A 19,755-nucleotide genomic window follows, 5' to 3' on the forward strand; every position below is an offset into this window, starting at 1 on the left:
TGCTATGGACAAGCAAGGGTTGAAGGTTCTGTTTCACGTCAACGAAATGGAAAAATGGGATACGGCACTAGGCAACATAACGAATCTGATAAAAGATGTAGGGCGCGGCGGGGCAGAGATAAAGGTAGTCGCTAACGGCCCGTCTGTGGCTGCCTACAGCGACTCATCGAGACTTGAGGTTATGAAGGCCCTTGCAGACGATGGCGCGTTGTTTATGGCGTGCCGCAATTCGCTGAGGAAAATGTGTGCTGGTACTGATACATGCCTGACAGAGGCGGCGCTTCCTCCATTTATTAAGATAGTCCCAGCCGGTATAACGGAGATAGTAAGGAGCCAAAGCGAAGGCTTTGCGTATGTAAAACCATGACAAAGCCCCTGCTTCCGGAGAGGCTGAGGCCCGGAGATACAATAGGGCTTGTCTCCCCCTCTGACCCCGTCACAGGGAAACTCCACATGGAGGAGTTAGAAAAAGGGATAAAGTTTTTGAAAAATATGGGGTTTAACGTCGAGGCGGGAAAAAACATCTGCTCCCCCGACCCATGGGCCAGGGCGATGGATATAAATGAGTTTTTTGTCAATAAAAAAATCTCCGCTATTGTTTCAACACAGGGCGGCGATAGCGCACAACACCTGCTTCCTTATCTTAAATGGGACAACATTGCTGAAAACCCGAAGATATTTGTGGGATTAAGCGATGTAACCGTCACACTTAACGCCATTAATAAGAAGACCTCGTTGGTGGTGTTCCACGGAAGCGATGCGAGATATTGTTTTGGCAAATACCCAATGCTTGAGGTGCCATCTCCTCCTGATTATGGGAAAAAGGAGTTTCTTGACCGGTTTGTCAGCCGTAAAACCGGAGAGATTCGCAAGGCACGGCAGCGTAAGACCGTAAGGGGAGGGAAGGCCGAAGGCAGGCTTGTAGGTGGAAACCTACGCTGCTTATTAAAACTCATGAAGACGGACTTATGCCCAGACTTTCAGGATGCAATATTAATGCTTGAGGCGCTTCGCATAACCGAAGACCAGTGCGCGGCCTATTTTAGTGAACTAAAATCATTTGGCGTATTCAATAAGATCAAGGGCGCTGTGGTTGGATTTGTCTATAGTATGCAGGTGGAGTTCCCCGATGAGCCGCAAATGGAGGATATCCTGTGTGAATTTACGGACATGTATGGATTCCCGATTCTAAAGACCAACGATTTTGGACATAACACGCCAAACACTGCCCTGCCAATCGGGATCAGCGTGTCAGTTGATGCAGACGAGAAGAAATTCGCCATACTTGACCAATGCCTTAAGTAAGCGCCTCTTCTGACTTAGCCGCTAACAACAGCGTTGAGTACAACAGACCTCCAAAAAGCCAAAACAGAGGATATGTATAGTCATAGTCAAAGCATCCATGAAATATGACGGCGGCAAGTGTGGACATAAGACACATCGACATGAGCTGCATATAGGTGTCTTGCAGCTTAATCAGCCTTATGTAGTGTTTGGTGATTGCGTATAAAATCAGGAAAAACAGTACAAAGCCAATAAGTCCTAAGTCGAATAAGAAAGAAAACGGCACACTATGGGCATGAGGCGTCCTGTAGAGATACTTATAGCTGCCGATGCCGATGCCAACAGGCCATTTGGCGCCTAGGCCAGAGAACCCATAGCCCCAGATAGTGCGCCTGCCCGGGCCTGCCGTCTCGCTTTTTGACAACCCCGGGTCTATGACATCGCCGGAGTCAACAATTTGTCCCCCAATCCTGAGAAGCCTCATTATAGTGGTGTCCTTGCCTGCCATAACTGAAAATATCTTCTGTTCAACTATATAAAACACTAAGGCTGCCGCAAGCAGCACGATGGTATACCGCATAAAATGCTTTGATGTCTTCTTATTGATAAATAAAAAACACATTGCCATAAAAATAAACGCCGCTGCTCCCGCCCTGCTTTCTGTCCCAATCACAACGGAGAGGCCAGTGATAACACACAGGCCTAAGAATATCCTTGGTCCTTTTGACCTCACAGTTAGAAAAAGGGCGGCTGCAACGCCAATAAATATATTCATCAGCATAGACGTCTCATGGGCGTCCTGAAGGCCGTGCGCCTGTTCTGGTGAGCCGTCAGAGGCCAGAAGACCTCCATAAATACGCATCCCATAGACAATATCCCCTGCAAACCCGTAATCAATATATGTGTCCAAAGACCTGAACCAGTACGACAACACTGCCTCAATCAGACATGAGACCAACAGACACCAGAGCATTTTCTTATGGGCATCCTCTGTAACCGCTGTGTAAACAATGACGGTAAAGAGCATAATGTTTGACACAAGATAGTAGTACTGAGATATGCCATGAAGCATGTTCTGCGTCCAATACAGTGTAATGGCGGCATAAACTGTAATTGCGGCAAACAGGGTCTTTATATCAGGTCTTAGACGCACGTCGCTTAACGAAGCCCACCTGTGGAGGACGAACCCTGCGCATGTCAACAGCAGTACCGGCGTATAAACCGGCAGTGCATTTAAATAGAATTCCGACTGCCTGAATATGAAATGAATATTCCACGTGCCGGTAAACGCAAAGTATATGGTCTCACGTGAAATGGGGACAAGGAATATCAGACAGTAGACCCCCCATGTTGGTTTGATAAGAAAAAGGACAGACAAGACAATGAGCAGGTTAACTGCGAATACTACATAAAAGGGATACAGGGCACATAGGGCAGCGCTGCACACAAGATACAGAAACACCACTGAGTATATGACATAGTGTTTAGCGGCAATGTGTTTTGGCATCCAGAGGGGACACGCTTTTTCTGAAGAGATCATCTGTCTTCTTCTATGTACACCGGTGCCGTGTGTGCCTTGATGGTTAAATCTCCGCTTGCGTCTGTGGCTGCGGCTGTGGTTACAAATGCGCTGGTGTAGTTTCGTACCTGAGTCCCTGTTAGGGCTTTAGCAGGGATGGATGTTGTTATTTTCACCTTTGACGTGGGGTCAAGTTTCAGGGTTATAGTTTTAGCTGCATTTTTGTCATCGCTCCATACTACCCAAATACGCCTGCCTCCTTTTGAGAATTTGCAGACGAACACGCTGTCTGAGTCCATTACTACCTCAGTCTTTTCCCAGTCTGAGCCGTCGAGGATTTCAATCATCTTTTTATAGGTATAGTAGGCAAGTTTCTTGTGTGATTTGCCGGAGTTTTTCCAGTTATTTACAAGGCCGTAGTAGTTAAAGGGGTCGTTGGGGTTACCGGCAAACTTGTAAAGCTCCATGACACCGTTCCAGAATATCTTGTTGAAACCGATAGAAATGGCATAGACATAGGTCTTGACTAACCCTATGGCCTGGTCTGTTTCTGTCTGTGTGGGAAGAGTAAGCTGCTCAGAGGGGCGGCTTGGGCTGCCGTTGTACATAGCGGTCTCCAAAAAGACCGGCATCTTATCGACATTGACGCCATAGCTTTGGAGTATCTTTCGATACACGTCCAGACGAGTTTTTATCACCCTGTAGTCTTCCAGTGAGTGTATGTGCTGTTTAATTTCAAGGACGTCGAAGTACTTACCGGCGTTATGGTTTAGAATATCGCGTAAGAATCTGCTGTTTAAATCTCCTGTTGATGCGTTAGTATCTGCCCCCGGCAGTCCGCCAAGCACGACAGAGCAATCAGGGCATTCGGCCTTAATAACTGAATAGGATTTCCTTAGAAATTGGGCATACTTATTGGCGTGGTCAGCCCAGCTTGAATGTTCACCAAGTGGTTCTGTGTCAATTTCATAGTATTTTACACGGTTTTTTAATAAGCTGATTTGTTTTTTAAGAACCGGCAGATAATGGTCATAGTTTATATCAGGCGGTGGTATATGTGGAGAGGAGCCAACCCTTGTATAAATATTCACATTGCCGGGGAGATTTTTCAGTTCAAATGCCATCTCCTGTACCCAGGCGACGCCGAGGTCGGCAAGCAGCTTGTTAATTTCTTCTTTTGAAATCACATCGCGTGAGGCCAGCTTGTCTGACAGCGGGGCAGCCCAGTACTCATAGGGGCCGAATATACCGAAAGGGGAATCATAACGGCTGGGGCTGCCGGTGCCGCCTAATGGGGTTTCATCCGGGGCCGGAGCCAGAGCCGGAGTCAGAGATGGGGGTGAGACGCCAGCCTTTAATAAAGCAATCCCCTCGGTTAGGAGTTTGAACGAAAGGGCGTGGTTTCCCCTGGTGAATGCCTCTTTAGATTTTTCGTCGATTTCGAGTGCCTTAGTTATTATATCTTTATTTGTCTGCCGTGTGAGAAGTTCTTTGAACTCGGCAATTTTAGCATGGATTTCGGCGAAGTTTGGAGGAGGAGGGTCTGCCCGCAACGCGGGGACGTACAAAAACACGGCAAACAGTAATAGCACTAACGAGAAAGTCTTCACGCGGCTCCTTCATGCGGCATTGCCGACATTATACACGTAAATATTCTACCAGAATGCGCCGCTTCTGTAAACAGGGCAAATACACTATACGTGTATTGTTGTCATAGTGGATATAGCAATCTATTTCTTATAACAAAATGCTGTAGAGCTATGTTTTCCAGTTCATCACATCATAGTCTAAGACATGCGCTAAACAAAGTGTCTCCATCTGGATAATGCTTTAAATTCCTTGTCGCTATTTTGTATTTTTTTAAAATAGCGGTAGCATAGATCAGGCAGTCAATTGGTGTAAGCGTTATTCCTTTTGTCCTGTATTTTTTATATATTTCTCCAGCCTTGATAGCGACATCATGTCCAACGGGTTCAATGTGGCAAGCCTCGATAAAACTCTCTGTAGAGAATCTTTCGTTGTCCTTCATGCCGACATGAAGTTCATAAACCGATAACACGCTTAAACAGGCAGTGTTGGCAACCCATAACCCTTCTATGGCTTCTTTTGCATAGGGCTGTCCTCTAAGATAGTCAATTGCAACATCGGTATCAATTAGAGTCAGCTCCATAGTCCCTATCTTTCCGCAATTCATTGACCATTTCTATGCTATCCTGTTCTCTATTAGCCCATGAGCCAAAGCTCTGTTTAGCCTTTGCTATCCTCTGTGCTTTTAGGTATTCTCGTAAGGCGGCAGCGACAAATCCACTGAAGTTATCTGTATATTGCTGAATCTCATTTATAATATCTTCCGGCAAGGTCACAGACCTTCTTATCATAAATATCCCCCTCTTCCTGTATTTACAATAACACAAACAAGTAATATTATCAAGTGTTTAAAATATTGTATTTTCCATGTTTATGTAAAGCGTGCGTATTGACTTTTACATTTGTTTATACTAATATTCATATCAGCATATTTCAACACAGAGGTGAGGGGGATAATGGCATCGACGGAGTTAAACTGGCTGCACTTGTCTGATTTGCACTGGGGCGACGCCAGCTCAATGTTTTTATGGTCACAGGTTGAAGATGAGTTCTATACAGATTTAGAGAAAGTTCATGAAATGGCTGGCCCATTCGATGTTGTTATCTTTTCTGGTGATTTAACTAATCGTGGAACAAAAGAAGAATTTGATGCGCTTATCATACACTTACAAGATTTATTTAAGCGGCTGAAAGAACTTGGTTCTGAAAATGTAAAATTTCTGTGTGTACCCGGCAATCACGATTTAGTGAGACATGATTGTGATGAGGCTGATACATTAGCAAGCTGGTTCTCAAATGAAAAAATAAGAAAAAGATTTTTTAATGAACCAAAAAGCAGAACAAGATTATATATAAATGAGAGATTTGAAAATTATAAAAACTTTCTGACAAGCTGCGATTTACCATTTCCTGATGATATTAACTATGGGGTTATCCCAGGTGATTTCTCTGCGGTTATTAAAAAGGGTGAGTGCCGCTTTGGACTCATAGGTCTCAATTCTGCTTTTTTGCATCTGTCTGACGATGCCAATAAATACAATATAGCGGTAGATGTTAATCAGTTTAACGGTGTTTGTGCTGATCAAAGCACACAACGCTGGTGTAATGAAAATACAATAAATATGTTAGTAACCCATCACCCGCCAGAGTGGTTAGCTGATGGAAGCACAGAAGTCCATAAATTTTTCAAATCTGACATAGCCCCGTCCGGTAGATTTCACGCCCATTTGTACGGTCACGTACATGAAACGAAAAGTACGATTATTTCTGTTGGAGGCGGCAAGTATAGACGGGAATTTCAGGGTATTTCTTTATTTGGATTGGAAAAAATAAATGGTGAAACTAAAAGAATCCACGGCTACAGCGCTGGCAAAGTCATAATTAAAGATGGACAGGGCAGGATTAGGTGGTGGCCACGAATAAGAAATAAAAAGGATGATGAAAGCTATGTAATTGAAAGGGACATCACGTTCCATTTAAAAGAAGATGGCGGCTACTTTGAATCAGATATTTTTGATGTAAAGAAATGTATTTCAGACACACCTCCTCCCAAATCAACTAATACGTGTTCTAAGTATTCTGCTGTGACTGAAGTCATTGGGCGCGAAACTGTTATCGCTGGCGTAATAACTTTACTGAAAGATACTAATAGGCGGTTAATTACCCTTTTAGGCCCTCCGGGAATTGGGAAAACAACTATTGCTTCTGTTATTGCTTCTGTTTTTAAAGATAAGGTGAATCCAGATTTTAAAGACGGTGTTTATTGTTGTTCGTGTCAAGGGATTGAGGCAAAAGACAGTCTCACTGCCACGATTAGCTCTGTGGTTACTAATAACCCTGATACTAACGAGAATATTTTGTTTGCGTGGTTAGAGAATAAAGAATGTCTTTTGATTTTAGATAATTTTGAAGACACTCTTGCAGATAGGGCTAATGTGGAATCATTTATTGAAAAGTTATTAGAACAGGCCAGCGGCGTTAAACTGCTTATCACGTCCAGAGAGAGTATAAACCTTGCTGGCATAGAAAAGGTCGTGAGTGTAGAAACTTTAACACGAGAATATTCAGAGAGACTTATTAGTAAGTTGGCAGACGACCTAACATTTACTGTTTATTTAAAGACAGGAGATTTAAACGCCCTCCTTGTTGAATTAGGCGATGTGCCGTTAGCGATAGTGCTTGCCGCGTCTAACCTTGTTTTAGGAGTTGATTATTTAACAAAGGAATTACAGAAACAAAATATTGACGTTTTAACGAAATGTGGTATAAAGATAGAAGATACCACGAAAGACAAATGTGTTGCTAAGAGTTTTTTACTTTCTTATTCTAAAATAAAGGACAATAACGAAAGGCTTTTATTTCACATCTGCTCATTATTTCCCACCGGACTTACAGAAGCTGACGCTCAAGAAATCCTTCCCGCGCTCAAACCAAAGAATTATGCATCGCTTATATCCAAATCTCTGATTTCGTGTCCTTATAAAGGCACATACACCATGCTTGCCCTCATGCAAACCTATGCATACGGGATGTTTAAGAAAATGAGCGCAAAAAGTAAAAAATACAAAGTTATCGTAGCACGCTGGATAGATTTATGTGTCAGGAAATCGATTGAATATTATAAGACGCCTCGTGGAAAGGGCACGAGAGCGATTAACGAGCTGATTAAAGAGTTTCCAGATATGTTTAGGGTTTTGGATTACTTGATTTTAAGATCGGAGAAAGATAGTTTTTGGGAAATACTTTTTAATTTGGTTGATTTTTCAAGATTTGCGGGAATCACAAAAGAGGTTATGACTTTTTTGGAAAAAGCAAGACAAATCGCTGAGACAGCCGGAGACATTACCAATCAGGCTCGCTGCATTAGGAGTATAGGCGACATAAATTTCAGAGAATCAAGAAACAAAGAGGCCATGGAATCTTACAATAAAGCGCTGCCACTATATAAACAGGTTGGGGATATTTTAGGAGAGGCAAACTGCATTAAGGGTCTTGGGCTTTGTGTTATAAAAGATAACCAGACAGACATGGGGATAGAGGAAGTGTTTAAGGCTATAAAGCTCTATGCGCAAATAAATGATAAACATTCAACTGGAGAAGCTTACACAGAACTTGCTCATGTGCTTGAGGAGATAGAAGGATTCCAGGAAAAAGCCATTGAATATAAAAAGACAGGTGAGGAGATTTTAAATAGTATTGAACGGGCTATGTAGTGGTTTGGTTGCTGAGTAATTTTGGCGGGACGAAATAATGGCTGTCAGTTGTAATACGTACATTGCGGCAAACTCTTATGGATTTTAAAGTTGTCATTGAGACACTGACAAATGATTTTGCCCGATATGATATAAGTTATGCCTTGATTGGTGGTCTGGCCTTTAATTTGTGGGGAGTACATAGGTCAACCGTAGATGTGGACTTTCTCGTCCTCAGAGATGACATGGAGCGCATAGCGGCAATTATGGAAGCGCATGACTATGAGTGCAGGTATAAGACCGAGAACGTGTCTCAGTATGTATCGCCTTTGCGTGTGTTCGGAGAGGTTGACTTTCTTCACGCATTCAGAGACGCAACTGTCGCCATGTTAAAGAGGACAACCGTAAAGACCGCCTTTTCTGGTGCGTTAAACATTAATGTCCTGAGACCGGAGGACTTAATAGGACTAAAACTTCAGGCAATGAAAAACGACCCCGCCCGCCATGCTATCGACGCCTCTGACATCAAGGCGCTTATGCACGTCTGTGGAGGTTCACTCGATGTTGGAGCGGTAAAAAAATACTTTGAACTATTCAACATGGATTTCAGCGATTTTATTAAAGAAGAATGAACCGATTCGACAAAAGTGATTTAGACCTCTATGAGGCATCAAAATCTGAGGCGCTGCGGTTTGACATGCAGAGGGTTGCCGCGCAAAGGCATAATCCATTTGTGAAAAACGGTCAGCCCGACATCGACGCTATCCTTCAGTTCCTTATGGAATATAACGAATTCATAAACCACGAGCCAAAGCCGTTTCGTAAGATAATTGATACTGTGATGCTGTTATAACAGGGGCTGTCAATATACACAAATCAGATTGTAGAATTTCCAAGATATACAGGGCAAACGCATTTGAAAAATTAGGCAGTAATTGCCTATATTTTTAGCATCCGACCGATGCTTTCCTGGATTCCGATGATCAACGCCAATTAAAATTACCGCCTAATGACAAATAAACTACCCTGATACAAGGAGCAAGTAAACTGTCTAAGTTTTTCAGTTTTGAGTGAAGGATTACAAGAAGCAGTATTTGAGTTAGGGGGAGTACCCAAGGAGCATCAGAGGATAGATTAAGTTCGGCAGTGAATAACATGTCAAAGTTGGAAGAGTTGATAAAGCGTTACGATGCTTTATTGAAACACTACGGATTACAGATACAGACAGGCAAGACATTAGATAGATGCAACGCTCCATGCTATTCGACGGGCTCTTTATGCCCGAGTACATTGCGGGCTGTTGTATCCTTATCCAAATATCAACATCATAGAATAACATACGCCTTTACCCTAACATACGAGGACATTTTTACTTTGCTAGAAATATGACCTTTCTTTTTTGGCTTGACAGTGGCGTATAATATGCTTGAAGGAATGTCTGATATAATGATATAATACATGAGGTATTTACACAAGGTATTAAGAAAGTCCGGACATTAACGCTGGTGGAGTGGGACAACGATGATTGTAAGAAATATAACGCTATGAAACCAAGACGTGTAACAAAAGGGGAGATTGTTATAGGCAGACCTCTTTCGACATCTATATACGATGACCAAGGGCAGCTGCTTCTGAAAAGGGGTCACGTTATTGCCGTTAATGATGTACCAAAGAGTATTGACGCAATTGTCTTTGAGCATGAACCCCATGAAATCCCTGGTTGGGCTGATGAGTACGAAAAGGCTGAAGCAATGCTCGACCAGCAGGACTCTCCTTTTGAGCTGCTTGCGCTGCTGCAGTTCAGGCAGATGTCCCTTTTTAAAAATATCGCCACAGAAAAGGATTTTAAATCAAAGGCCATGGTGCTGGCTGCGTTAGTGGAAGAAATCTGTAAAAATGATGAAGACCTTGCACTTGGTACTATAATGCTTGATAATCAGGGCAGTTATTCGGTAAAACATCATATACACACTGCCATTGTCTGTAACATAATAGCTAAAAAGCTGGGCTGGAGTCTGCGCGAGAGGACGTCGCTCACCCTTGCTGCCCTTACTATGAACATTGGAATGATTGAACTTCAGGACGTACTGCATAACCAGAGTGACCCGCTTACCAATTCTCAGAAGACAGAGCTGCACAGGCATCCCATTGTTGGTGCAGAGATGATAAGAAACTTTGGTATTACCGATGAACTGTGGTGTACTACCGTAGCACAGCACCACGAGATGGTTGATGGAAGCGGCTATCCAAAGAATCTCAAAGAGGGAGATATTATTCCGGCGGCACGCCTTCTCTCTCTAAGTGACATATACTGCGCCCGTGTATCGGGCAGAGACTATCGTCCAGCCCTTGCGCCATCGTTGGCTATGAAGGAGATTTTCTTAAACAGCAAAATCGACACAGACCTCGGTATGTTATTTATTAAACACATGGGAATTTTTCCGCCTGGGACATTTGTGCGTCTGAAAAGCAATGAAATTGCTATCGTAACACAGCGTGGAAGCAAGGTAAACTATCCTATTGTACATGCAGTAATAAGGAGAACAGGGGAGGTCGCCTTTGTCCCTCCGCGCAGGGATACCTCTGTTGCAGAATATGCGATAACGGCCTTAATACCCTCTGAGAATGTCAATATAACGGTCAACCGCTATCAATTATGGGGTTATGGTGTTTTCAAGAGGTCAAAGACCCTCAAAAGGAAGGATGAAAGGGTGTTTGTCAGCGTACCGGCAAAGCTCCTTGATATGCAGACTATAACCACGATGGATGCTGTCATAATCAATGTAAATGAGAGCGGCTGTATGCTTAAGATGACCCCTGAGGCTGCGGGGTACTTAACTATTGGCACGACCTTGCATGTGACTTTTAAGATATTGACATATATCGTGGAAAACGCAGCCGCCGAAGTAAAAAACATTCAGCCAAAATATGATACTTTGTTGATAGGGACGATGTTTACAGAAATATCTGAGACAGATAAGGACAATATCCGCACATATCTTAAGACGCTTGACCAACCTGCTGAGGCGCAGCAGCCGTTACCTAACCCCCTTGAACAAATGATATAATCTCCCTATGGAGCAGAGGATTCTCTATAGGGTCGAGGAGCTTGACGAACTTGCCGTAGGCGTTCCAATAAAACGGCCAATCAGGGACAAAACCGGTAAACTGATGCTCAGGGCAGGCTATGTTATCAGTGACGAAAATGAATTGAGACTCGTTCGTGAGCTGATGGGCGGTATTATTGACGAAGACAACGAGATTCTCAGCATGTTTAAACCCGTTAAAATCCCCCCAAAGGATAATCCCTTTGACTTGTTTAAGCTTATTCAAAGGCGTGTTAAGGAGCTTTTACGCGGTGGTGCTGATACAGTCCCCGATTTCCAGAAAAATACAATAACGATTTGCGAGATGATTCAGGAGTTTTGTTTCGAAGATGAGGACATTGCCCTTGGACTGGCGTTTATGGATAGATTCTCTCAATATACGATAAGACATCCGATACAAACTGCCATTGTCTGTGAGGTTATTGGCAGGGGCATGAACACTACTCAGGACGACAGGAAGCAGATTTTAGCGGCGGCTTTAACGATGAACATATCTGCACTTGCCCTGCATGAAAGGCTTCAGTCTCAGAAAGAGCCCTTGTCAAGGGCACAGAGGCTTGCAATCTTTGATCACCCGTTGGCCGATTTCAGGACATTGCAGAGGCTTGGCGTGGCGGACGAGGTTTGGCTCACGTCAGTGCTTCAACACCACGAGGCCATAGATGGAAGCGGCTACCCGCAAGGCATTACAGGTGACGCCATATCAGTCCCTGCCCAGCTTGTATCACTTTCAGACATCTACACAGCAATGGTCTCATCCCGTTCATACAGGCTGCCAATGCCTGCAAATGAGGCTATGAAGAAGATTTTCCTGACCGGCTCTCATAAGGTAAACGAGTCTCTTGCCGCTTTATTTATAAAACAATTAGGCATCTATCCCCCTGGAACTGTAGTCAGGCTGCAAAACGGTGAGATTGGTGTTGTTACATACCGTGGTAAGGCTTTAAACATACCAGCCGTTCAGTCGGTTATCAGGGCAAACGGCGTCCCGTACACCTTCCCTCAATCCAGAGATACATCGGCTGTGGAGCATAAAGTTATAGAGACACTTCCTCAAACACAAATTGACGTAGGCATAAACAATCAGCAGCTCTGGGGTCACGGTGATTTCTCAAAAAAAGGCGCTGCTAACAGAAAAGAAACAAGGGCGGAGATATCATCTCCGGCAGAGCTGACAATTGAGGGCATCCCCGAACCAATCCCTGCCGCTGTCTTAAATATCAGCGCTACGGGATGCCTGCTTCAGGTGCCCCTACAGCAGAAACTCAGAGAGGACACATCCTACAGGCTGTCGTTTATCCTCTTTGGCAGGCAGCTTACAGGCATAAATTTCATCATGAGAAACTCCTCCATCTGCGACACCAAACACCTGATAGGCGTTAAATTCATTGATTTACAGGAAGACTACAGGACAATCATAAGGTTGTATCTGGAGTCAGTTAAAATTGAGGGTTGATGACAGACAAATTTAGTGTCCTTTGTCTTTCGTAATCCATCTGTTAAACTTATCCATGTAGACATAAAACACTGGTGTGACGAACAGGGTCAGCATCTGAGAAAAAAACAATCCTCCGATTACTGCCACTCCAAGTGGTCTGCGGGCGTCGCCTCCTGCCCCAATCCCCAGCGCTATGGGCAGTGTACCAAACAGTGCTGCCATTGTTGTCATCATAATTGGGCGAAAGCGTATCATACAGGCATGGTAAATCGAATCTACTGAGTTTTCCCCATTTTCACGCTCCAGCTGCAGGGCAAAGTCAACCATCATGATGCCGTTTTTCTTCACCAGACCAACCAGCATCACCACCCCGACAAAGGCATACACGTCAAGTTCCATTTTAAACAACATCAGCGTTCCCAGTGCCCCAAAACCGGCCAGTGGCAGTGAGGTCAGTATGGTTATCGGATGTATGAAACTCTCATAGAGAATCCCCAGCACGACGTATATGATTAATATCGTAATCAAGAGCAGGATGCCCATGCTGGTTATGGATTTTTGGAATTCCTGAGCAGAGCCCTGAAAGCTTGTCGTAATGTTTACTGGCAGTGTCTCCTTTGCTATTTTTGTGATTTCAAGGACAGCGTCACCGATGGACTTAGTGCCCTGGAGGTTAAAGGAAATAGTTGCCGATGGCAGTTGTGCCGTGTGATTTACTACAAGCGGGCCTGAACCCATCGTAATTTTTGCAACGGTGTATAATGGAACCATCCTGCCGTCGTCTGAGCGTATGTAAAGCAATGAGAGCGCTGAGGGGTCAAGCTGGTACTTAGGTTCAACCTCAAGGATTACCTGGTACTGGTTTATGTCAGTATAAATAGTCGATACCTGGCGCGTGCCATAGGCGCTGTAGAGTGTGTCCTGGATGGAGTTTAACGTAAGGCCCAGGGCTGAGGCCTTATCCCTGTCTACCTCTACGTTTATGCGCGGGCTGTTGAGCATAATATCGTTAGAGACATCGGTAAGGCCGTCTATCTCCCGCACCTTATGGGTTAATATATCGCCGTACTTGTAGAGTTCCTTAAGGTCAACCGACTGAAGTGTAAACTGATAGAGTGCATTTGTTACTTGCCCGCCAATGGTAATAACTGGTGGATTTTGAAGGAATGCCCGGAGGCCGACTACCGAGTTGAGTTTTGGGCGCAAAGCGGCTATTATCTGGTCAACAGAGCGCTTGCGGTCTTTGCTGTTGGACAGGGTAACAAACAATATGCCGGAGTTGGCACCGGGCAGGCTCATAGGGGCAACGACCGAGATGAGACTTTCTACGTCCGGTTCTTTTCTTGCGATCTCGGAAATGGTCTGCTGATGGCGTACCATGTCCTGAAAGGAGATACTTTCAGAGGCCATCGTAACCCCTCTGAAGTAGTTCTGGTCTTCGCCGGGAATAAATCCCTTTTTTATGTAAATAAATAAGAATACGGTTGCAGCCATGATAATTAGTGTAAATACAAGCATCGTATAACGGTGTTTTAATACGGACTTCAGGAGTGAGCCATAGACTTTTAAAACTGAGTCGAAGACCCTTTCGTAGTAACTATTACTGGCGTCACGGGTCTTTCCGCCGTGACGGAGAAATCTGCTGCAGAGCATCGGCGTAAGCGTAAGGGAAATAAAGCCTGAGACGAGGATAGCCACACCAATGCTTACAGCAAATTCCCTGAAGAGCTTGCCTATAATACCGGACATAAACATAATAGGGATAAAGACGACCACGAGGGATATGGTCATCGATAACACTGTAAAGCTGATCTCTTTTGAGCCGTCAAGGGCGGCCTTCATTGCGGGTTCACCGTGTTCCATGCGCCGGAAGATATTCTCAAGCACAACAACGGCGTCATCCACTACAAAGCCTGCCGACAGGGTCAGGGCCATCAGCGTAAGGTTATTTAAGCTGTAGTTCAGGACATACATGACACAAAACGTACCTACTATTGAAAGCGGCACGGCTATCCCCGGGATGACTGTGGCCATTGCAGAGCGCAAAAACACATATATAATCATAATGACCAGAAAGATAGTAAATACAAGCGTGTACTGAACGTCCTGTGCGGATTCCCTGATATAGTCGGCCTGATTGTAAAAGACCTTCATGTTTAGAGATGCGGGCAGCTTGGATTTGAGCTTGGGGATAAGATTCATAATGCTGTCGGCCACTTCGACGGTGTTAGAGCCGGGCTGGCGTTTTACGACGATAACGATGGAGCGGTCAGCCTTGTCCTTTGTCTTAAACCATGCGGCGGTTCTGTTGTTTTCGACATCGTCCTCGGCAGTGCCGATGTCCTGAATCCTGACAGGAGAACCGTTGCGGTAAGCGACGATAAGCGGCAGATAACCGGCTGCGCTAAACAGCTGACCGTTGGATTGAATTGAATATTGCTGGTAGCTGCTGTCGATGATACCGTTTGGGAGATTTACGTTGCCTGCGCTGATGGCGTTTTTGACCTGATCGAGGCCAACACCGGCAGATACCAGCTTAGAAGGGTCAACGCGCACCCTGACAGCAAATTTTTGAGCGCCGTAGACAAGCACCTGAGAGACGCCGTTGAGCATAGATATATGTTCGGAGATAAAGGTCTCGGCGTACTCGTCAACCTGAGACATGCGAAGGGTATCAGAGGAAATGGCAATATAGACAACGGGGTTGTCTGCGGGGTTGACTTTTTTATAGGTTGGGGGGTAGGGAAGGGCGGAGGGGAGGTCTTTTGCGGCGGCAGCGATGTATGAGTTAACATCCTGGGCGGCTGCGTCAATGTTTCTATCAAGGGAAAATTGAAGCGTGATCGAGGTCTTTCCTGTGGAACTGGATGATGTCATCTGCTCAAGCCCTGCTATCTGAGTAAACTGTCTCTCCAGAGGGGTGGCAACGGTGGAGGCCATAGTCTCGGCATTTGCCCCGGGGAAGTTTACAGAAACCTGGATAGTAGGGAAATCTACGGTAGGCAGGTTGTTAACAGGCAGCTTCTTGTATCCGGCAATGCCGAAAAACAGGAGACTACACATGACAAGAGTAGTCATTACCGGCCGCTTTATCCAAATTTCAGAAAGGTTCATATACCCTGAGTTTTAAATCAATTCTGACACTAAGGCTGTATTATAATGACTCAGCGTGAGATAGTCAATGAGGCGTGAGCTGAATGGTTAATGTCAGCAAACAACACCGTGACATAGCTTATGGTTTTTCTAAAAGAGACCATATGTCATTACAGAAAAAATGGTCGATAGAGCGAATGTGTTTTTTTAAGAGCTTATCAGTGAGCATGTTGGGTCGGATGTCACAGTAATATACGCCGTCAAGTGGATTGAGTTTAACCGTATATACTTTAAAGTGGCCTGGTAGAAATGTTGCGTTTATTCCGTATTCGTCATGTCGTCGTGTGCTTTTCCTCTGCACGTCATTCAGGAATATAGCGATATGAGGCAGTGCTGTGTTTGTCAATTTGCAGTAGAGAAATTTATCCATGAAAATCTTGTCTATCCTGTCTTTGCTTGAAGTTTTAACCGAGCCGATAACTTTTAAATCGGATTTATTGTACAGAAGGAGGTCGTGCTGATAACTCATGTTGAATTGAAAAACCTTGTTGAGATAAACAGGCACTTGCACTGTGCCGCTCTCACATTTGATGCCTATTTCCTTTATCAGCAATTGGATAAGTCTCTCAAAGAGATCACCGTTGACCTTACGTGCCGTATTTGATTGTCCAGATGGTAGGGCATCAAGGGCAGCGCCGACGGATTGTGCAATGGTATAAATACCACATTTAATAATGTCGCGGCTGGAGTCCTGTTGACTGATGTCTTTAAGTGCCTTGAGAAGTCTTAGAAATTCTACCTCGATTTTTGAAATATCATTTATACTGTAAATCAGATTTGAGTTAATTGGCCTTGAAATATTGAAATGACCATCGCTCTTGTATTGATAGAAATGATAATGGTTTTCATTCTGTGAGACAATTATTGCCTGAAGTCCATCGGCGACAAATTCCAAATAAATCTTACTGAAATTAATATAGTCTTCGATGGTTACAAATTTCTCTTTATTTGAAGCAATCTGGACAATCTTAGATAGTTTCACCTGATGGATTCCCGTCTTTCCTGAACTTTTCTATCATGCTCAATCCACTGGTCAACTGTCATTTCCCTGATATTTTCGAGGCGCTGAATCGCCCAGTCGTTATATTGAGGGTTGAGTTCACAACCTAACCATTTGCGGCCAAGCTGCTGCGCCGCAACAAGTGTTGTACCAGAGCCGGAGAATGGATCAAGGACAATGTCTCCTTTATTTGAAGACGCTAATACAAATTTGCGAACTAATTCTTCAGGCTTTTGCGTTGGGTGAGGTGTTTTTTCTCCCATGCCGTTGCATGTAGTTGGTATATCTAAAACGTCTTTGGGTTTAGCACCCAGTGGATGAGGCGTCCAGTGCCCTCTGTGTATCCCGTTTCCATATTGGCTTGTAGCTGCTTGCGGATGTGATGGATATTTAAGGGTATGCGCTCCATATTGTATACGAATCGTATCTACGTTTATTTGAACCTTTGATGATTTCCTGAATTGAATAACGCTCTCATGTGAACGCCCCCAGTCATTTCCAAGGTTTGCCTTGTTTTTATAGTGCCAGATCAGCCAGCGGCAGGCTTTGAAATATTTTGAAGCAGTGTGTTTAATATCTGCTAAAATTTCAGAAAACCCACAGATGTATAATGACCCATGTGGTTTTAAAATTCTCGACGCTGGTATAATCCATTTCAATGACCATTCAATATAATGCTCCTGGCTTTCAAAATTATCCCATTCGGCCTTATTGATATTATAAGGGGGGTCGGCAAATATTAAATCAATAGATTCATCTTCTATCGAATCTAACCACAAGATACTATCCCCTTGATAAAGGCTGCCGTTTGGATTGCTGTAGTGCAGCCTGAATCCGGGTTCTTTGGCATTAATCTCATATGTAATGCCAAGCTGATCCATGAAAAGTGAATACGTTTTTTGCACTGTCTTCATTCGCACTATTGTATAATATTTTCGCCCATGCAGGCAATTGGGATTTTTCAGCGTGACTGAGGTGATTTCCTACCGCGATTAAATATGGCAGAAAAACAGACTAAACATGTTATACTATGGTATGAAACTGGAGAGAGAAAGACTAAAGGGTTTGATTTCGGGTGTTTTGAGCCAAGCTGGTCAAGTGCCAAAAGTAAAGCTGGCAAAGCTGATATTGTTAGCTGAAATTGAGTACTACAAGAAAGCTGGCAAGTCTATTACTGGCTTGTATTTTTTACGGTTGACTTATGGGCCGGTAATAGCTTTTTTCGATGAGGTGCTTAACGAAGGGATTGATATTCTCTGGACTAAGGAAATGTCTGATGTCCACGAAAGCGCAAGGCAAGGAAAACAATATTCATACCGTTGTATAAACAAATATACCGTACCTGCCCCTCACGCAGAGTTATGGGCTGAAACACAGGAAACTATAACCAGTGTCGTCAATAAATATGGGGGAATGACAGGGATGGAGCTGTCTAATATTTCTCATAAATTGCCTGCGTGGCGCTATTCAGAACCAAACGAACCTATCTACGTGTCTGAATTAGCAATCGATACAGAGGAAAAATACTTTGCCATGTTGGATATAGTAGAGGAAATGGAAGAAATGGAAGATGATTCCCTTGAAAAAGAACTATTCAGAACATTACAAAATACTTAAATCGGAATTTCCTCCAAAACTTATAGATTTAATCAGCGCTAAAGAAGATATTATAGTATCGTCTCCAATAGTATCGTCTCCAACAACAAATCCCCTCCTAAAGCATCAGTCCAAAAATATCAGACGATTTAAGTCCGGCAAACTTCGAATTCTTTATGCTTTATCTGTGGAGTCTGCTGATTTGTGGGGATGCGAACCGTCAGACCCTGAAATTATGTTTCTTTACGTAGGCTTAAGAAACAACAACACTTATGATGATGCTTATAAGTATTTATCTTCACACTGGTAAAACCCTTTCCCATAAAGCCCGAGGTATATCAAGTATTTTATATCATACATCATTGACATCCAATGAAAATATTTTGTATATTTTACCATCATGGCAATACCACAATATGAAACATTAATGCTTCCTTTCTTAAAAGCAATAGAAGGTAAGATTTTAGATAGAAAGTCTGTGATATCAAAGCTTTCCGATGACTTTAAGCTGACAGATGAGGAGCGGAAGGAAAGGTATCAGAAGTCCAATCAAAATATTTTTAGTGATAGGGTTAGTTGGGCGGCAACATATTTAAAGAAGGCTGGGTTGATTGAGTCTCCCCAAAGGGCATGTTATGAGATAACACAGACAGGAATGGATGTCCTAAAGCAAAAACCCTCTGAGGTTAATGATGATTTCTTGTTCAAATTTCCACAATTTAGAAATTTTAAAAAACAACCGAAGAAATTAGATGAATCTCAAAAAGAAGTGTGCCCCAAAACAGAAACAGTAGGCAGAACTTCAAGTACACCTGAAGAACGATTAGAGTACGCGTATAAAGAAATGATAGATAGTTTAGCACAGGAAATAATTGAAACTATAAAGAGATGTCCCCCTGAATTTTTTGAACACTTAGTTATTGATTTGTTACTAAAGATGGGATATGGTGGTTCGAGAAAAGATGCTGGTCAATCTATAGGGCGGACTGGGGATGGAGGCATTGATGGTATCATAAAGGAAGACAAGTTAGGATTAGATGTTATCTATATACAAGCCAAAAGATGGGAAAGCCAAGTGCCTGTAAGTGCATCCAGAGATTTCCTTGGCGCATTAACAATAAAAAAGGCGAAAAAGGGAGTTTTAATAACAACATCAACATTCCCAAAAACCTCACACAGTGATGTAGCTGGACTAGAAAATAAGGTAGTACTCATTGATGGTAACATGTTAGCAGAATTAATGATAGAGCATAATGTTGGAGTATCAATTCAATCGGTTTATGAAGTAAAGAAAATAGATAACGATTATTTTTCAGAAGATTAGTATTGTATACTATTGATTTATACCGAAATTTCCTGTTATGTTCAATCTCATAGCG

The 19,755-nt window shown here is 43.3% G+C and carries 16 protein-coding genes; 9 read left to right on the forward strand and 7 right to left on the reverse strand.

Annotation, left to right across the window (positions count from 1 at the left end):
- The first annotated feature begins 4 nt into the window (after positions 1-4).
- Entirely contained in the window at positions 5-367 is a 363-nt protein-coding gene (locus ASN18_RS10230; RefSeq protein WP_085052649.1) for a DsrE family protein, read from the forward strand.
- Positions 364-1,305 carry a S66 peptidase family protein gene (locus ASN18_RS10235; RefSeq protein ID WP_085052650.1) on the forward strand — a complete coding sequence of 314 codons (942 nt, stop codon included), beginning with the start codon at positions 364-366 and terminating at the stop codon, positions 1,303-1,305. Before ASN18_RS10230 ends, ASN18_RS10235 begins: the two co-directional genes overlap by 4 nt.
- On the opposite strand, the gene ASN18_RS10240 is transcribed toward ASN18_RS10235, so the two are convergent.
- The 4 genes from ASN18_RS10240 to ASN18_RS10255 form a co-directional block, all read right to left on the reverse strand.
- Positions 1,298-2,824 carry an O-antigen ligase family protein gene (locus tag ASN18_RS10240; protein ID WP_085052651.1) on the reverse strand — a complete coding sequence of 509 codons (1,527 nt, stop codon included), beginning with the start codon at positions 2,822-2,824 and terminating at the stop codon, positions 1,298-1,300. The two genes, ASN18_RS10235 and ASN18_RS10240, sit on opposite strands and share 8 nt — an antisense overlap.
- Entirely contained in the window at positions 2,821-4,413 is a 1,593-nt protein-coding gene (locus ASN18_RS10245; RefSeq protein ID WP_085052652.1) for a hypothetical protein, read from the reverse strand. Before ASN18_RS10245 ends, ASN18_RS10240 begins: the two co-directional genes overlap by 4 nt.
- 170 nt (positions 4,414-4,583) lie before the next feature.
- Positions 4,584-4,973 carry a type II toxin-antitoxin system VapC family toxin gene (locus ASN18_RS10250; RefSeq protein ID WP_236861662.1) on the reverse strand — a complete coding sequence of 130 codons (390 nt, stop codon included), beginning with the start codon at positions 4,971-4,973 and terminating at the stop codon, positions 4,584-4,586.
- On the reverse strand, positions 4,954-5,181 hold the full coding sequence (locus tag ASN18_RS10255; protein WP_085052654.1) for a type II toxin-antitoxin system CcdA family antitoxin: 228 nt from the start codon (positions 5,179-5,181) through the stop codon (positions 4,954-4,956). The genes ASN18_RS10250 and ASN18_RS10255 overlap by 20 nt, the downstream gene beginning before the upstream one ends.
- A 165-nt stretch (positions 5,182-5,346) precedes the next feature.
- On the opposite strand from ASN18_RS10255, the gene ASN18_RS10260 reads away from it, so the two are divergent.
- The 5 genes from ASN18_RS10260 (at position 5,347) to ASN18_RS10280 (ending at position 12,645) form a co-directional block, all read left to right on the forward strand.
- Positions 5,347-8,103: a metallophosphoesterase gene (locus tag ASN18_RS10260; RefSeq protein WP_085052655.1), complete on the forward strand. Its 2,757-nt coding sequence runs from the start codon at positions 5,347-5,349 to the stop codon at positions 8,101-8,103.
- A 77-nt stretch (positions 8,104-8,180) separates the two neighbouring features.
- Positions 8,181-8,714 carry a nucleotidyl transferase AbiEii/AbiGii toxin family protein gene (locus ASN18_RS10265; protein ID WP_085052656.1) on the forward strand — a complete coding sequence of 178 codons (534 nt, stop codon included), beginning with the start codon at positions 8,181-8,183 and terminating at the stop codon, positions 8,712-8,714.
- Positions 8,711-8,935, forward strand: coding sequence for a hypothetical protein (locus tag ASN18_RS10270; protein ID WP_085052657.1), 225 nt, complete (start codon positions 8,711-8,713; stop codon positions 8,933-8,935). Before ASN18_RS10265 ends, ASN18_RS10270 begins: the two co-directional genes overlap by 4 nt.
- A 691-nt stretch (positions 8,936-9,626) precedes the next feature.
- Positions 9,627-11,150, forward strand: a complete 1,524-nt coding sequence (locus ASN18_RS10275) for an HD domain-containing phosphohydrolase (RefSeq protein ID WP_085052658.1) — start codon at positions 9,627-9,629, stop codon at positions 11,148-11,150.
- A gap of 7 nt (positions 11,151-11,157) precedes the next feature.
- Positions 11,158-12,645, forward strand: coding sequence for an HD domain-containing phosphohydrolase (locus ASN18_RS10280; protein ID WP_085052659.1), 1,488 nt, complete (start codon positions 11,158-11,160; stop codon positions 12,643-12,645).
- Between the two features lie 12 nt (positions 12,646-12,657).
- On the opposite strand, the gene ASN18_RS10285 is transcribed toward ASN18_RS10280, so the two are convergent.
- From ASN18_RS10285 to ASN18_RS10295, 3 genes are all read right to left on the reverse strand, one after another.
- The gene (locus tag ASN18_RS10285; RefSeq protein ID WP_085052660.1) at positions 12,658-15,741 is read right to left on the reverse strand and encodes an efflux RND transporter permease subunit; all 3,084 of its coding nucleotides are present in this window, start codon (positions 15,739-15,741) and stop codon (positions 12,658-12,660) included.
- 118 nt (positions 15,742-15,859) lie between these two features.
- Entirely contained in the window at positions 15,860-16,762 is a 903-nt protein-coding gene (locus ASN18_RS10290) for a hypothetical protein (protein WP_085052661.1), read from the reverse strand.
- Positions 16,759-17,661: a DNA-methyltransferase gene (locus ASN18_RS10295; RefSeq protein WP_157072936.1), complete on the reverse strand. Its 903-nt coding sequence runs from the start codon at positions 17,659-17,661 to the stop codon at positions 16,759-16,761. The genes ASN18_RS10290 and ASN18_RS10295 overlap by 4 nt, the downstream gene beginning before the upstream one ends.
- A 139-nt stretch (positions 17,662-17,800) precedes the next feature.
- Here ASN18_RS10295 and ASN18_RS10300 point away from each other — a divergent pair, with 139 nt between their 5' ends.
- Both ASN18_RS10300 and ASN18_RS10305 read left to right on the forward strand, forming a co-directional pair.
- Positions 17,801-18,397 (forward strand): Panacea domain-containing protein, encoded by a 597-nt coding sequence (locus ASN18_RS10300; RefSeq protein ID WP_085052663.1) that lies wholly within the window; start codon positions 17,801-17,803, stop codon positions 18,395-18,397.
- Between the two features lie 379 nt (positions 18,398-18,776).
- Entirely contained in the window at positions 18,777-19,700 is a 924-nt protein-coding gene (locus ASN18_RS10305; protein ID WP_085052664.1) for a restriction endonuclease, read from the forward strand.
- The last annotated feature ends 55 nt before the right edge of the window (positions 19,701-19,755 follow it).

This window comes from Candidatus Magnetominusculus xianensis, from assembly GCA_001541255.1.
Taxonomy (GTDB): Bacteria; Nitrospirota; Thermodesulfovibrionia; order Thermodesulfovibrionales; family Magnetobacteriaceae; genus Magnetominusculus; species Magnetominusculus xianensis.

Coding starts and splice junctions, on each gene's coding strand:
- ASN18_RS10230 (WP_085052649.1), top strand. CDS start 5: ATGGACAAGCAAGGGTTGAAGGTTCTGTTTCACGTCAACGAAATGGAA.
- ASN18_RS10235 (WP_085052650.1), top strand. CDS start 364: ATGACAAAGCCCCTGCTTCCGGAGAGGCTGAGGCCCGGAGATACAATA.
- ASN18_RS10240 (WP_085052651.1), bottom strand. CDS start 2,824: ATGATCTCTTCAGAAAAAGCGTGTCCCCTCTGGATGCCAAAACACATT.
- ASN18_RS10250 (WP_236861662.1), bottom strand. CDS start 4,973: ATGGAGCTGACTCTAATTGATACCGATGTTGCAATTGACTATCTTAGA.
- ASN18_RS10255 (WP_085052654.1), bottom strand. CDS start 5,181: ATGATAAGAAGGTCTGTGACCTTGCCGGAAGATATTATAAATGAGATT.
- ASN18_RS10260 (WP_085052655.1), top strand. CDS start 5,347: ATGGCATCGACGGAGTTAAACTGGCTGCACTTGTCTGATTTGCACTGG.
- ASN18_RS10265 (WP_085052656.1), top strand. CDS start 8,181: ATGGATTTTAAAGTTGTCATTGAGACACTGACAAATGATTTTGCCCGA.
- ASN18_RS10270 (WP_085052657.1), top strand. CDS start 8,711: ATGAACCGATTCGACAAAAGTGATTTAGACCTCTATGAGGCATCAAAA.
- ASN18_RS10275 (WP_085052658.1), top strand. CDS start 9,627: ATGAAACCAAGACGTGTAACAAAAGGGGAGATTGTTATAGGCAGACCT.
- ASN18_RS10280 (WP_085052659.1), top strand. CDS start 11,158: ATGGAGCAGAGGATTCTCTATAGGGTCGAGGAGCTTGACGAACTTGCC.
- ASN18_RS10285 (WP_085052660.1), bottom strand. CDS start 15,741: ATGAACCTTTCTGAAATTTGGATAAAGCGGCCGGTAATGACTACTCTT.
- ASN18_RS10295 (WP_157072936.1), bottom strand. CDS start 17,661: ATGGATCAGCTTGGCATTACATATGAGATTAATGCCAAAGAACCCGGA.
- ASN18_RS10300 (WP_085052663.1), top strand. CDS start 17,801: ATGTTATACTATGGTATGAAACTGGAGAGAGAAAGACTAAAGGGTTTG.
- ASN18_RS10305 (WP_085052664.1), top strand. CDS start 18,777: ATGGCAATACCACAATATGAAACATTAATGCTTCCTTTCTTAAAAGCA.